Genomic DNA, 13,577 nt, shown 5'->3' with positions numbered 1-13,577 from the left:
GCTGTATTAGATAGTTTTTATTTAACGAAAACAAATTGTTAATTGATATAAGTATCACATTCTGCCTGTTGCACTCAGGTTAAACTTATAACCTATCCTCAAGCTCCCGTGAATGGGGGCAGTCAAATCTTCTGGAGTGACTTTTCGGAGTGCCAATGCAACAGCTGACTCCCTATTTGGCGTTGGATACCAAGGCAAAACACTTGCTGGATCAACGCGATGGTTCAGAAATCGTCCTGTCGTTTTCTGAGGCTCAGGTATTGTCACACCTGTTGTCTGCCCCGGGAAACGTGTTTGGAAAAGATGAGTTGCTGGCTGTAGGTTGGCCGGAGCGGGTGGTGGCGCTGACCTCACTGACCCAATGCATCAGTATTCTCAGAAAGAAACTGGAACCCTATCCCGAAATTCAACTCAAGACGGTTGCCCGCCGTGGCTATCAGCTGAATATTTCCGAACAGTCCCATGTGCATATGCTGGCCATCTCAGATGGTGAAGCCATCCGCACTGCCTTGGTGAGTGTGTCTCTGAAAATAAAACTCCTGGGTATTTTATTGCTGTTGGGGCTGGTGGGCTTCTTCTGGTACTACAGTGACTATCACGAAATGGTCAAACAGGTGAGCCATTGGCGTGCCGATAAGCAGTTACCCTTGAATGTGGGAGGCACGCTGGCCTCGGCGCAGTTGTTTTACAGTGATGAGGCCAAGCAGCTGCATCCTTCCATGTGGCAAAAGCATCTGGCGCCTGAGGGAAATCTTATCCCCGGATTGAAGCATTTCAGCGCTTATGCCGCCTCGGATGGCCGTAATTACTCTTTTGCCATCTGTCCCAGTGCCGATGAAACCGGCTGTGACGGCGATGGCATCATCAATATCACCGCCATAGATCCCAAACCTGCCGGTCTCAGCATGAAGGAGTTTGTGCCCCTGAGCCAGGAGATGGAGCGGCGGATCCGCTACAACCGCATTATTTTGCCGCCGGCGGTAGACAATGCCGAATTGGTGGAGCACAACTACCATGCGGATATCTATTTCCCGGTCGCCGATGAGCTCTTGGTGCGTACCGATCTCAGCCTATCGCTGGTTTACGATAGTAAAGACTCGGGGCAGTTTTATTCATCGGCCTGCGTTACCGATCAGGACTGCCTTACCACACCGATAAAATATCAACTGCGGGGCTATTTTCACCAGTACCGCACCGAGATTTCCGGCACCCCGGTGGACGTGTTCCAGGTGAAAGTGAACCAGAAAGAACTCACCAAGCCGGACAATGTCAGTGACTCGGCGATGCACTTCTACCGCGAGATCCGTAAAGACGATATCCGTGATGAGGAGATCTACTACTTCCGGGTCTATCAGGATCACAAGACAGCCGTTTGGATAGTGCCGCAGATGGGTAATTTACTGGCCTGGACCACCTACAGTGAAGTGAAGCTCTGAGCCGATAAGGCTACTTAACTACCATCACGGGGCACTTGGCCTTGTTGATAATCTCTTCGGTGACGCTGGGCAGCAGCCAATGGGCCAGCGCAGTGCGTTGATGACAACCCACAACTATCATGCCGACATTGGCGCTCTCGGCTTCTTCGAGGATCTGGCCGGCAGCGCTGCCGCGACGGATAAGCACCTCGAGCTGCTGCTCTGGATGCAACTGCTGCAAAAGTGCATGGATTTTCTCCGAGGCGTAGGCCTGCATATGTTGTTGCAGCTGCGCCTGGGTCACGGCCACTATGCCGAAGTTCTCTTCGTGATGGGGCAGAGTGGTAATGTCTTCGCCATAGGCCTTGCTGATTACATGCAGCAGCCTCAGTTTTACTTTATAGAGCGCCGCCAACTCTATGGCATATTCCAGGGCGTGTTCGGATTCTTCAGAGAAGTCGACCGGACAGAGGATTTGTCGGGTACGCATGATGCATCTCCTTTTACTCGGCCTTGGCCACTTCTTTAAGTTTAAGCCAGCCTTGGCAAGGTACAAATTTGGCGTTCAGGGGAGATATTCGCAGGTGCCGGTTCGGCTAAAATCCCTGTCATTGAACGAATAAAGCCCCGGAGGGGGCTTTATGCTTAACGGGAAATGGCCTGAGTAGCCTATGCCGATGCGGCAGATGGCCTTAGTCCACCAGGCCGTATTGTTCCTTGAGTACCCGGATGATTTCTGCCTTGGGATTATCCGAGAGAGTAATCTTGGCTCCGGTGACTTTTTCGGCAATACCTGTGTAGGTACGCGAGACATTCATCATGGCCTCCAGTGGCAGGTCGTTGTCGCGGGCCAGGGCTTCACGTTCCGGCATTCTGTCCTTGTTCAACAGGATATCCGGATCCGGGAAATGGTTGAGCAGGAACTGACGGAAGCCTTCTTTGGAGTTCTCGAGGATCTTGCCGTCACGGTAGGCGCTGCCATCCCAAATACGTGAAGAGTCCGGGGTTCCCACTTCATCCATATAGATAAGCTTGGACTGGCCTTGTTTGTCAGTGACATAGCCAAATTCGAACTTGGTATCGACAAAGATCTGATCTTGCTGTGCCAGCGCCTCGGAAATGACTTCGAATCCCTGCTTGAGCAGTTTTTCGTACAGATCGATATCTTCAGGCTTTTCAAAGCCGAAGGCCTCGAAGTTGGCTTCGATATCTGCGCGGCTGATGTTGACATCATCCTGCTCCGGTACCCCGGGGATCCCCTTGAGTATGCCCTTGGTCGATGGGGTGATCAGTAACTCCGGCAACTGCTGATCCTTTTGCAATCCTTCCGGCAGCGTGATGCCGCAAAATACCCGCTCACCCTTTTGATAGGCGCGCCACATGGAACCGGTAATATAGCGGCGAATAATGGCTTCCACCTTTATCGGGCGAGCCTTTTGCACTATCCACACGAAGGGATGGGGAATGTCGAGAATATGGCTGTCGGCCAGGCCTTTTTCCTTGAACAGGCTGAACCAGTGGTTGGAGATGGCGTTGAGCGCCGCCCCTTTGCCCGGGATCCCTTTGAGGTCCTCTTCGCCATGGAAGATGCAATCGAAGGCGGAGATACGATCCGAGATCACCATGATCGCCAGCGGAGTATCGGCGGGCACATCATAGCCCTTTTCACGGATCAATCTGGCGCTGTCGGCCTCGGTCAACCAGTAGACACTGCGCACTTTTCCGCTGTGAACCGGCTTGTCGGTGCGGATAGGCAAATCATTGTTTACGGCTAGAACGGAATCAGCAAGACTCATGACGAGTATTCCTCTGGGTGTAGGGTTTAAGGCTAAGTCCGGCAGGCGGGGTTATTGTTATCTGCCTGTTTCCGGGAGGATACGAGCCGACGGCGGGGCAGCAGCAAGCAGCAAAAAAGGCTGTGCTTGAGAGGTAGAGCCGCTGTGGAGTCATACAAGTATGAGATGCCGCCGACAAAAGATGGGCTATTTTACCTCAGTTGCAACCTTTTGCCACGGGGAGGCTTTGTTTACTGGAGCAAAACTCTGTTCGCGATAGAGACTAATGAGGTTGAACCCAGGGAGCTTGGGCGCTGATTCGGCATCCATGTTTCTGCCGCCTTATTATGCGCCAATGGCTTTCGGCTACACCGAGGGGAATTGGTGCAATTCTGCAATCATAGCGTTGCTTGAAATTGTTTATATACCTACAGACATACGCCTATTTCCCAGGCACAGGTGGAACTGTGACCTTCTGAGCCAGGGATGTACTCGCAGCGTGTCGCAGGATCGCCTGTGCATAAGCCTGCGGCAGGCAATGAGAAACATCCGTCGCCGGAGGCCCTGCCAATACTAATTAGTAACTTTTAGCTGGAAGCTATGATAGCTGCTGTGCCAGCGGCCTAAAGTCGTGGAGCAAATGCATCCATGCACAACGGCCAGTTCGCCATCCCTGGCTCTCGCTCGAAAGCACGTTGCTACGCAACTCTCGCCAAACCACACCGGGTAAGGGGCTTTGCTTGTCCAAAGCCCCTTGCATCCCCAAGGACACCCCGACGTAGCCGAAATCCCCGCTGGCTTATGAAGCAAATTGGCTACACTCAGGACTCGCCTCCTTGCTCGACCTTCGAGCCTCGACATCCCTGTCTCGGCTACGCCAATTTGCAACAACGCCAGCGGCGGCTCCGAAGGGGGAATTGGTGCAATTCTTCCCACACAGAGTTGTTTTGAGCTGCAGACATACGCCTATTTTCCAGGCATAGGCGGGACTGTGACCGTCGAAAACAAGGATGTTTTCGACGAGGCTACAGGGACGTATTCACGCCGTGTCACAGGATCGCCTGTGCATAAGCCTGCGGCAGGCAATGAGAAACATACGTCGCCGGAAGCTCGGCCAATACTAACTTAGATACTCTTAGCTGGAAGCTATGATAGCCGCTGTACCAGCGGCGTAAAGCCGTGGTGTTCCACACCACACCGGGCAAGGGGCTTTGCTTGTCCAAAGCCCCTTGCATCCCCAAGGACACCCCGACGTAGCCGAAATCCCCGCTGGCTTATGAAGCAAATTGGCTACACTCAGGACTCGCCTCCTTGCTTGACCTTCGAGCCTCGACATCCCTGTCTCGGCTACGCCAATTTGCAACAACGCCCGCGGCGGCTCCGAAGGGGGAATTGGTGCAATTCTTCCCACACATAGTTGTTTTGAGCTACAGACATACGCCTATTTTCCAGGCACAGGCGGAACTGTGACCTTCCGAGCCAGGGATGGCGAGGCAGAGCTTACAGGGATGTACTCGCAGCGAGTCACAGGATCGCCTGTGCATAAGCCTGCGGCAGGCAATGAGAAACATCCGTCGCCGGAGGCCCTGCCAATACTAATTAGTAACTTTTAGCTGGAAGCCATGTTAGCCGCAGTGCCAGCGGCCTAAAGTTGTGGTTCAAATGCCTCAATGCAGAGCAGTCAGTGCGAGAAGGCCGTTCTCGGACACCCTGTCCTTATTCGGGCTTCCAGCATCCGCACTCTAGGTGGTGGGCAATAGCGGTTTGGCAATAAGCCCCGCTATTGCCAAACCCTTCCTCAGTCGCGTGTCTGACCTGTTCCATTGACCAGGAATTTCTCCGTGGTCAATGACTCCAGTCCCATGGGGCCGTAGGCATGCAGCTTGGTGGTGGCGATACCGATTTCGGCACCAAGCCCAAGCTCGCTGCCGTCGCTGAAGCGCGATGAGGCGTTGACCATCACCACAGAGGCATCGACCCCTTGCTGAAACTGTTGCGCCGCTTGCTGGCTTTCGGTGCAGATCACCTCGGTATGGTGGCTGCCGAAGCGGGCGATATGCTTCATGGCATCCGCCAGCGAGTCGACCTGGCGTACGGCGATTTCCAGGCTCAGGTATTCCTGGCCGAACTCCTCTTCCGTCAGCACAGTGGCCTGGTCGAAGAAGGGCGCCGCCTTCTCATCGGCATTGATCTTCACCCCCTTGTCGGCCAAGGCCTGAGCGGCGATAGGCAGCCATACTTTGGCGATATCCTTGTGTACCAACAGGCCTTCCAGGGCATTACAGACGCCGGTGCGCTGGGTCTTGCCGTTGAGCAGCAGGTTGAGCGCCTTTTCCACATCGGCATCTCTGTCGACATAGAGGTGACAAACGCCTTTAAAGTGCTGGATAACCGGGATTTTAGAGTTGTCGCTGACAAAGTTGATCAGGCCTTCGCCGCCTCTTGGGATCACCAGGTCGATGTAGTCGCGCTGCTGCAACAGTTCCAGCATCAAGGCGCGGTCGGGATCCGGCACCACGGATATCAGTGCGGTTGGCAGTTTGAACTCCTGCAGTACTTTGTGCAGCACTTTGGCTATCGCCAGGCTGGAGTTGAGCGCCTCTTTACCGCCGCGCAGTATTACCGCGTTGCCCGATTTGAAACACAGCGCTGCGGCATCCGCGGTCACATTGGGGCGCGCCTCATAGATCATACAGACCACCCCGAGCGGCACTCTGAGCTTGCTTATCTGAATACCGTTGGGACGGCGGCCCAGCTCGCGGCGCTGCCCCACGGGATCGTCCAGCTCGACTATGGTGTCAATGCCACTGGCCATGGCGGCGATCCGCTCTGGCGTCAGGGTCAGACGGTCGAGCATGGCTTCGCTGAGACCTGCGCTGCGGGCCGCAAGGAGATCTTCCTCATTGGCCTTGAGAATATTGTCATTTTCAGCGAGAAGCGCCCGGGCCATCGCTTTCAGCACCTGATTTTTGGTTTGGGTATCTATGAGTGCCAGCTCCCTGGCCGCCTTGGCCGCTGAGCTTGCCAGTGTGGTTATCAGACTCATTTGGGTCCTCCTTTGTTCGTTGCGCTACTCTGGTGGCGGGCCGCTGCTATTTCTCCAGTTGCGGCGTTTTACTGAGTAGGGCGATATCTTTTTCCGAGACTATGCCGCCCAGGCTGTCGGTGAAGCTGTCGGCCAGTTCAGGGTCTTCCTGCTCGGCGATAAAACTCAGCAGGCTGCTGCTGTAGTTGCTGCGGGCCTTGGCCAGACGGGTGCCGTCGTCGCTGCGCAGCAGTATGGTATCGCCGGCGGCAAAGTTGCCTTTGACCTCAAGTACTTCATTGCTGGAAAGCTCGGCGCAATTCTTGGCGCTGTCCATCACCTCATCGGCGGCGACTATCACTTCCCCTTGAGCCCTGACAGTGTGGGTCAGCCAATGCATCCGCTCCTGCAACGGAGTTTCGGATGCCCGGAACAGGGTGCCGGGATTGCGGCCCGACAACAGGGCATTAAAGCTCTCCTCTTTGAAGCCGTTGACTATATAGGTATCAATGCCGTGGGAGCTGGCCTTTTCTGCCGCTTCTATCTTGGTGCGCATGCCGCCGGTGCCTACATCGCTGTGACTGCCGCCGGCCATGGCATAGATGGCGGCATCGATTTTATTGACCTCGGGCAGCAGCTCGGCATCGCTGTGCAGATGCGGGTTTTTGTTGTAGAGGCCATCAATATCCGAGCAGATCACTAAGGTATCAGCGTCGGCCGCAGCTGCCACCATGGCTGACAGGTTGTCGTTGTCACCCACCTTGAGTGCATCTGTGGTGACGGTATCGTTTTCGTTGAGGATCGGCAGTATGTCGTGATCCAGCAGGGTAAACACGGTTTCCCTAATCGACAGGTAACGCTCTCTGTCGCGCAGATCGCCATGGGTCAGCAGAATTTGCGCCGTGGGAAAGTCGAAAAACTTATCCCAGGTCGCCATCATCTCAGTCTGCCCGGCGGCGGCCATGGCTTTTTTCAGTACCACCTGGGCCTCTGGACTATTGGCTTCACTGCCAGGTTTGAGCGGAAATCTGTGGGCTCCGGCGGCAATTGAGCCGGAAGAAACCAGTATGGTCTGAATGCCTTTAGCGCGGCAGCGCACAATGAATTGGGCTATGGCCAGCAGATAGCGCGAGCTACAGCCCTGTCTGTCAGGGGCAATCAGGGCGCTGCCGACTTTTAAAACAATTCGTTGCCTTGGTTGCTTATTCATAACTTCCTTAACCTGTTTGAGGTGTTACTTCGAAGCGAATTGGGGATTGAAGCTAGACCCGGCGTCTGCCACCGGGTCTATAACGGGATTTGTACTATCCAGCTATCAGCCGGCCTGTTGCAGCTTTTCCCGGGTAGCGTGGAAGGTCTTCTGCACTGAGTGTGAGGGATCCTGGCTAAAGTGGCTGACCAGCACTATGGCCGTGGAGCTTATGATAAAGCCGGGAACTATCTCGTAGATCACGCTGGAGAGTGTCTTGCCATCGGGCAAGACAGGCAGCAGGATCCACAGCAGCACAGTGATGGCGCCGGTGAGGATACCGGCGACGGCACCCGAGTGGGTCATCTTCGACCAGAACAGACTGAACAGCACCAGTGGCCCGAAGGCGGCACCGAAACCGGCCCAGGCGTTACTCACCAGTGACAATATGCTGCTGTCGCTGTCCAGTGCCAGTAAAGTGGCCACGGCAGCAACGGCAAACACCCCAAGGCGACCTATGTTAACCAGCTTCTTCTCGTCTATGTCCTTGTGGAACACGGCGCGGTAGACATCCTCTGTCAGCGAACTGGATGACACCAGCAGCTGTGAGGAGATGGTGCTCATGATGGCCGCCAGAATCGCCGCCAGCAGGAAGCCACTCACCAAGGGGTGGAACAGAATTTCCGAGAACAGAATAAAGATGGTTTCCGGGTCCTGCAGCCCAGGGTGGAACTTGTTGACATAGGCGACACCGATAAGGCCTGTGGCCAGGGCGCCGAGTATGGTCACCAACATCCAGCTCATGCCTATGTTGCGGGCCGTCTTGATATCTTTCACCGAACGAATTGCCATAAAGCGCACTATGATATGTGGTTGACCGAAATAACCCAGTCCCCAGGCCATGCTGGAAACAATCGCCAGCAGGCTCATTTTCTCCACAGATTCAGATAGAGGCACTATGGTGTGATTGGCCTGCGCCATCATCTCAGTGCCATTGTTGAACTCCTGAAAAGCCACTATAGGCACCATCACCAGGGCGACAAACATAATACAGCCCTGCACAAAGTCGGTCATACTGACGGCCAGAAAGCCCCCCAATAGGGTGTAGGCCACCACCACTGAGACAGTGATCACCAGGCCAAGCTGGTAACTCAGGCCGAAGGCGGATTCAAACAGTTTGCCCCCGGCGACCAGGCCGGCAGAGGTGTAGAGAGTAAAGAAGAGTATGATCACCGCTGCAGAAATCATCCGCACCGAGCCGTTTTTCTTCTCGAAGCGCTTGCTGAAAAAGTCCGGCAGAGTCAGGGCGTCATCTGCTTCCTGGGTATAAACCCTGAGCCTGGGCGCTACCAGCAGATAGTTGAACCAAGCGCCGATAAGCAGGCCAAGCGCAATCCAGATGGTGTCGAAGCCGATAACAAACATGGCGCCCGGCAGACCCATCAGCATCCAACCACTCATATCGGAAGCGCCGGCCGACAGCGCCGTGACCTGAGGGCTGACCTGACGGCCGCCGAGAATGTAGCCCGAAATATCATCGGTAGAATTGCGATAGGCAAACAGGCCTATCGCCAGCATGACCACAAAGTAGATGGCCAAAGAGATATAACTCGAATAATCCATAGATTAGTGCCCGTTATTGCCAGTGAAGGCTTGATTGAGTTTTTGTTTGCAGAATGGGTACAGGTAGGTTGAGAGTACGAGCCAGAAACACCCTAATTGGATCAGGTGCTTGGCTTTATCTCTGAGGCTGATTTGGTAGCGTGAAAGATGACTGTCAGACTCCTGTGAGCTGTTGGCATTCATCGTGATTCTCCTTCCTTAAGTTTCATCTGAAGTTGGGCTAGCGAAAAACCACTTGAAGGCTAACCAATCTATTGATTAGTGTTCAAATGGTTTTTGCTCGAACGATATTATTCATGTTTATCAGAAAATGATCAAGTTTATATCTGAGTGCAATACTAGGTTTTAAACTGGATTTAAATGATTATTTTCATTTAAATCAGTTGGTTATTTTGTAGTTATTTTAGTTTTTTCAATTTTTAATATATTGCATACAATTATAAGGTAGGCGATAGGTTCTATATTTGAGCCATAACTATTTTCTGATTTGGTTCTGAAATAAACCGGAAATAATTAGGGTTTAAAATTAATTTACGATAGCGTCGGCTTCTGCCAAGCGAACCTCTGCAAACCCGTGTAACCACTGGGCCAGATCTCCAATTCCAATCCGATAAACTCCTCAAAATAGCGCTTGAACTATAGGCGTTTTTATATATGATTTAGCATATATCTGTTTATCCATATATTCTCCAGATTGCTGAAGGTGCTTATTTGAGTGGCCAACGGAAACGGCAGATGTATGGCTGGCCGAACATTGGCCTTAAGGAGTGGCATTTATCATGGAACTAACCATTTTTTTCAAAGCCTTGGCTGATGAAACCCGGCTGCGCAGCTTGCTGTTGATCCTGCAGCAGGGAGAGCTTTGTGTCTGCGAGTTAACTGAGGCCCTGGCCTTGAGTCAACCGAAGATCTCCCGTCATTTGGCGCAGCTGCGAACTCAGGGGCTGTTGCAGGACAGACGCCGGGGCCAATGGGTGTTTTATCGTCTCAGCCCCGAGCTGGCACCCTGGTGCGAGCAGTTGCTGCGGGACACACTGACGGCCAACCCTGGCTTTATTGCTGATGAGCTGACTCGGCTGGAGGCCATGGCCTCGAGGCCGCAAGCTTGCTGTTGAAACCGGCCGGAATCTATCACTTGAGCGCCGGAAGTTAACCGCCGGGGGACCGGAGAGGGGAGATGTATGGGAATTTTTGAACGTTGGCTCAGCCTGTGGGTAGGGCTGTGTATTTTAGCTGGGATAGCACTGGGTTATCTGGCACCTAATGTATTTGCCGCGGTGGCGGCGCTGGAATACGCCCATGTCAATCTGGTGATCGCCGTACTTATCTGGGTGATGATCTATCCCATGATGGTGCAAATTGACTTTTCCGCTATCAAGGATGTTGGCCGAAATCCCAAGGGATTGCTGCTGACGCTGGTGATCAACTGGTTGGTGAAGCCTTTTACCATGGCGCTGCTCGGCTGGCTCTTTTTCCGTTTTCTGTTTGCCCCTTGGGTGGAGCCGCAAACGGCGCAGGAGTATATCGCCGGGATGATCCTTCTCGGAGTCGCTCCTTGTACCGCTATGGTGTTTGTCTGGAGTCAACTGACCCGCGGCGATGCCAACTACACTCTGGTGCAGGTATCGGTCAATGATGTGATCATGATTTTTGCCTTCGCACCGCTGTCGGCTCTGCTGCTGGGGGTGAGCGATATTCAGGTGCCATGGGAAACCTTGATCCTATCTGTGGCGCTGTATGTGTTGCTGCCCTTGTTAGCCGGGGTATTGACCCGCAAACACCTCAATAGCCGACCAGGGGCGATCACGGCCTTGCTGTCCAGGCTCAAGCCTTGGTCGATATTGGGGCTGCTGTTGACGGTAGTGCTGCTGTTTGCATTGCAAGCCGAAACCATAGTGGCCCAGCCGCAAAATATTGTGCTGATAGCTATTCCACTGTTACTGCAGACTTACGGTATTTTCCTGCTGGCCTGGTGGCTGGCGAAGCGTTTGCGCCTGCCCCACAACATAGCCGCTCCGGCTTGCATGATAGGGGCATCCAACTTTTTCGAACTGGCGGTTGCCGTGGCTATCTCCCTCTTTGGTCTGCACTCGGGAGCGGCGTTGGCCACAGTCGTTGGGGTACTGGTGGAAGTGCCTGTGATGCTATCCCTGGTGGCATTTGCCAATCGCCGCCGCGGTAATTGGCCTGCGGCCAACAAGTTAACGGAGAATTGAGATGACAATAAAGATGGGAATTAACGGCTTTGGCCGCATGGGACGGCTGGCCTTGAGGGCTGCCTGGGATTGGCCGGAACTCGAATTTGTGCAGATCAACGACCCGGCGGGCGATGCCGCCACCCTGGCGCACCTGTTGGAGTTTGACTCGGTTCATGGCCGTTGGCCGCACCCAGTAGAGCATGAGGGCAGTGCCATAGTCATAGCCGGGCGGCGGATAGCGACCAGTCGCAATCAGGCCATTGCAGACAGCGATTGGTCTCAATGCGATCTGGTGATTGAGGCCTCGGGCAAGATGAAAACCAAGGCGCTGCTACAGGCCTATCTTGATCAAGGGGTGAAACGGGTGGTGGTGACAGCGCCTGTGAAAGAGGACGGCGTCGCCAATCTGGTGATGGGGGTGAATCATCAGAGTTACGACTCGGCCAGGCATCCGATAGTGACAGCCGCATCCTGTACCACCAATTGTCTGGCGCCTGTGGTCAAGGTCATCCATGAGAACTTCGGCATTCGTCATGGCTCCATGACCACTATCCACGACATCACCAATACCCAGACCATATTGGATGCGCCCCATAAGGATCTGCGCCGAGCCCGCTCCTGTGGCCAGAGCCTGATCCCGACCACCACAGGCAGTGCCACCGCCATTACCCATATCTTCCCTGAGCTGAAAGGCCGCCTCAACGGCCATGCGGTCAGGGTGCCACTGGCCAACGCCTCGCTGACCGACTGTGTGTTTGAACTGGAGCAAACAGTGACAGAGCAACAGGTCAACGACTTGCTGCAACAGGCGGCCGAGACTGAGCTCAAGGGCATTCTCGGCTTCGAGTCGCGGCCGCTGGTGTCGGTGGACTACAAGACAGATCCCCGCTCCTGCATAGTGGATGGGCTGTCCACCATGGTGATCAACGGCACACAGCTGAAGCTCTACTGTTGGTATGACAATGAATGGGGCTATGCCAACCGTACCGCCGAGTTGGCGCTGATGGTGGGCCGTTTGGACCGGGATGCCTGAAGGACAACACCATGGCTGAAATGAGTCCGGCGCTGCGCCAATATCTGCTGATCACCGGCAACTACTGGGCCTTTACCCTGACAGATGGCGCGCTACGCATGCTGGTGGTGCTCTATTTTTATCAGTTGGGTTACGGTGCTCTGGCCATTGCCATGTTGTTTCTCTTCTATGAGTTTTTCGGTGTAGTCACCAATCTGTTGGGCGGCTGGCTCGGTGCCCGTTTGGGGCTCAACCGCACCATGAATATCGGCCTTGGGCTGCAGATAGTGGCGCTGGCCATGCTGTTGGTGCCTCAGGCCTGGCTGACCATTCCCTGGGTAATGGCGGCCCAGGCACTGTCGGGGATTGCCAAAGATCTCAACAAGATGAGTGCCAAGAGTGCCATTAAGACTCTGGTACCCAAGGATGCGGCTCAGGCGGGACAGACCCTGTATCGCTATGTGGCGTTGCTGACCGGTTCCAAGAACGCCCTCAAAGGAATAGGTTTCTTCCTCGGCGGCGCCCTGCTTAGCCTGCTGGGATTTGCCGGTGCCATTGCCACCATGGCCGCGGTTTTGACCTTGGTGTGGTTGAGCTCGCTGCTGTTTCTCAAGGCGGAACTGGGCCTGGCCAAGAATAAGCCCAAGTTCAGTGAGCTGTTTTCCAAAAGCCGGGCAGTGAATATTCTCTCTGCGGCCAGGCTGTTTCTGTTTGCTGCCAGGGATGTTTGGTTTGTGGTGGCCTTGCCTGTGTATCTGGCCAGCCAATTTGGCTGGGATCACTGGCAGGTGGGGGGCTTTCTGGCCGGCTGGATTATCGCCTACGGCTTGGTGCAGGCCCTGGCACCCAGACTGACCGCCAGGACTGACGGCAAGACAGCCGGCAAGCATAAAGGCTCGGCCTTGCCGGGACGGGCGGCGGCGCTCTTCTGGTGCGGCTTGCTCGCTCTGGTGCCCGCGCTTATCGCCCTTGGGCTTGATAGCCAATACTCCCACGTCTGGCTTATCGGTGGCCTGTTGCTGTTCGGAGCCTTGTTTGCGGTGAACTCTTCGCTGCACAGTTTTCTGATTGTCAGTTATGCCCGCGAGGATGGGGTATCCCTGGATGTGGGGTTCTACTATATGGCCAATGCCGCCGGGCGCTTGCTGGGCACAGTGCTTTCCGGTGCGTTGTTTCAGTGGTGGGGGCTGGAGGCTTGCCTCTGGGTTTCCAGCGCCATGTTACTGCTGACTCTGATTATCTCCCGTGGTCTGCCCCAAGAGCATGAGGCGTAATGATCCATTGCAAAATTAGACTATAAGGGAGTGTCACTTTTTCCCATAAGGGCATAGGCTTAGAGG

The 13,577-nt window shown here is 54.4% G+C and carries 10 protein-coding genes; 5 read left to right on the top strand and 5 right to left on the bottom strand.

Going from position 1 to position 13,577, the window contains the following annotated elements; all coding sequences use genetic code 11:
- Positions 1 to 155 precede the first annotated feature (155 nt).
- Positions 156 to 1,436, top strand: a complete 1,281-nt coding sequence (locus ACSHSR_RS19170; RefSeq protein WP_025009298.1) for a winged helix-turn-helix domain-containing protein — start codon at positions 156 to 158, stop codon at positions 1,434 to 1,436.
- A gap of 10 nt (positions 1,437 to 1,446) precedes the next feature.
- Here ACSHSR_RS19170 and ACSHSR_RS19165 read toward each other — a convergent pair whose 3' ends face one another.
- From ACSHSR_RS19165 to putP, 5 genes are all read right to left on the bottom strand, one after another.
- Positions 1,447 to 1,905: a universal stress protein gene (locus ACSHSR_RS19165; protein ID WP_107005475.1), complete on the bottom strand. Its 459-nt coding sequence runs from the start codon at positions 1,903 to 1,905 to the stop codon at positions 1,447 to 1,449.
- 202 nt (positions 1,906 to 2,107) lie between these two features.
- Positions 2,108 to 3,211, bottom strand: coding sequence for a phosphoribosylaminoimidazolesuccinocarboxamide synthase (locus ACSHSR_RS19160; protein WP_025009300.1), 1,104 nt, complete (start codon positions 3,209 to 3,211; stop codon positions 2,108 to 2,110).
- A 1,777-nt stretch (positions 3,212 to 4,988) separates the two neighbouring features.
- Positions 4,989 to 6,236, bottom strand: coding sequence for a glutamate-5-semialdehyde dehydrogenase (locus ACSHSR_RS19155; protein WP_044733610.1), 1,248 nt, complete (start codon positions 6,234 to 6,236; stop codon positions 4,989 to 4,991).
- Positions 6,237 to 6,282: 46 nt separating this feature from the next.
- Positions 6,283 to 7,425 carry a glutamate 5-kinase gene (gene proB, locus ACSHSR_RS19150; protein ID WP_044733611.1) on the bottom strand — a complete coding sequence of 381 codons (1,143 nt, stop codon included), beginning with the start codon at positions 7,423 to 7,425 and terminating at the stop codon, positions 6,283 to 6,285.
- Positions 7,426 to 7,530: 105 nt separating this feature from the next.
- A complete protein-coding gene (gene putP, locus ACSHSR_RS19145) occupies positions 7,531 to 9,027 on the bottom strand; it encodes a sodium/proline symporter PutP (RefSeq protein ID WP_025886847.1) in 1,497 nt (498 codons plus the stop codon).
- Positions 9,028 to 9,806: 779 nt separating this feature from the next.
- Between putP and ACSHSR_RS19140 the strand changes: the two genes are divergently transcribed.
- The 4 genes from ACSHSR_RS19140 (at position 9,807) to arsJ (ending at position 13,511) form a co-directional block, all read left to right on the top strand.
- Entirely contained in the window at positions 9,807 to 10,142 is a 336-nt protein-coding gene (locus tag ACSHSR_RS19140) for an ArsR/SmtB family transcription factor (RefSeq protein ID WP_028779633.1), read from the top strand.
- 66 nt (positions 10,143 to 10,208) lie between these two features.
- Positions 10,209 to 11,243, top strand: coding sequence for an ACR3 family arsenite efflux transporter (gene arsB, locus ACSHSR_RS19135; protein WP_479631046.1), 1,035 nt, complete (start codon positions 10,209 to 10,211; stop codon positions 11,241 to 11,243).
- A gap of 1 nt (position 11,244) precedes the next feature.
- Positions 11,245 to 12,258 (top strand): ArsJ-associated glyceraldehyde-3-phosphate dehydrogenase, encoded by a 1,014-nt coding sequence (locus tag ACSHSR_RS19130; RefSeq protein ID WP_479631045.1) that lies wholly within the window; start codon positions 11,245 to 11,247, stop codon positions 12,256 to 12,258.
- 11 nt (positions 12,259 to 12,269) lie between these two features.
- Entirely contained in the window at positions 12,270 to 13,511 is a 1,242-nt protein-coding gene (gene arsJ / locus ACSHSR_RS19125) for an organoarsenical effux MFS transporter ArsJ (RefSeq protein ID WP_045283179.1), read from the top strand.
- The last annotated feature ends 66 nt before the right edge of the window (positions 13,512 to 13,577 follow it).

The organism is Shewanella sp. VK101, assembly GCF_056497865.1.
Note: the sequence above shows the minus strand (reverse complement) of the source record. Positions and strands in the feature narration are given on the sequence as shown.

Coding starts and splice junctions, on each gene's coding strand:
- ACSHSR_RS19170 (WP_025009298.1), top strand. CDS start 156: ATGCAACAGCTGACTCCCTATTTGGCGTTGGATACCAAGGCAAAACAC.
- ACSHSR_RS19165 (WP_107005475.1), bottom strand. CDS start 1,905: ATGCGTACCCGACAAATCCTCTGTCCGGTCGACTTCTCTGAAGAATCC.
- ACSHSR_RS19160 (WP_025009300.1), bottom strand. CDS start 3,211: ATGAGTCTTGCTGATTCCGTTCTAGCCGTAAACAATGATTTGCCTATC.
- ACSHSR_RS19155 (WP_044733610.1), bottom strand. CDS start 6,236: ATGAGTCTGATAACCACACTGGCAAGCTCAGCGGCCAAGGCGGCCAGG.
- proB (WP_044733611.1), bottom strand. CDS start 7,425: ATGAATAAGCAACCAAGGCAACGAATTGTTTTAAAAGTCGGCAGCGCC.
- putP (WP_025886847.1), bottom strand. CDS start 9,027: ATGGATTATTCGAGTTATATCTCTTTGGCCATCTACTTTGTGGTCATG.
- ACSHSR_RS19140 (WP_028779633.1), top strand. CDS start 9,807: ATGGAACTAACCATTTTTTTCAAAGCCTTGGCTGATGAAACCCGGCTG.
- arsB (WP_479631046.1), top strand. CDS start 10,209: ATGGGAATTTTTGAACGTTGGCTCAGCCTGTGGGTAGGGCTGTGTATT.
- ACSHSR_RS19130 (WP_479631045.1), top strand. CDS start 11,245: ATGACAATAAAGATGGGAATTAACGGCTTTGGCCGCATGGGACGGCTG.
- arsJ (WP_045283179.1), top strand. CDS start 12,270: ATGGCTGAAATGAGTCCGGCGCTGCGCCAATATCTGCTGATCACCGGC.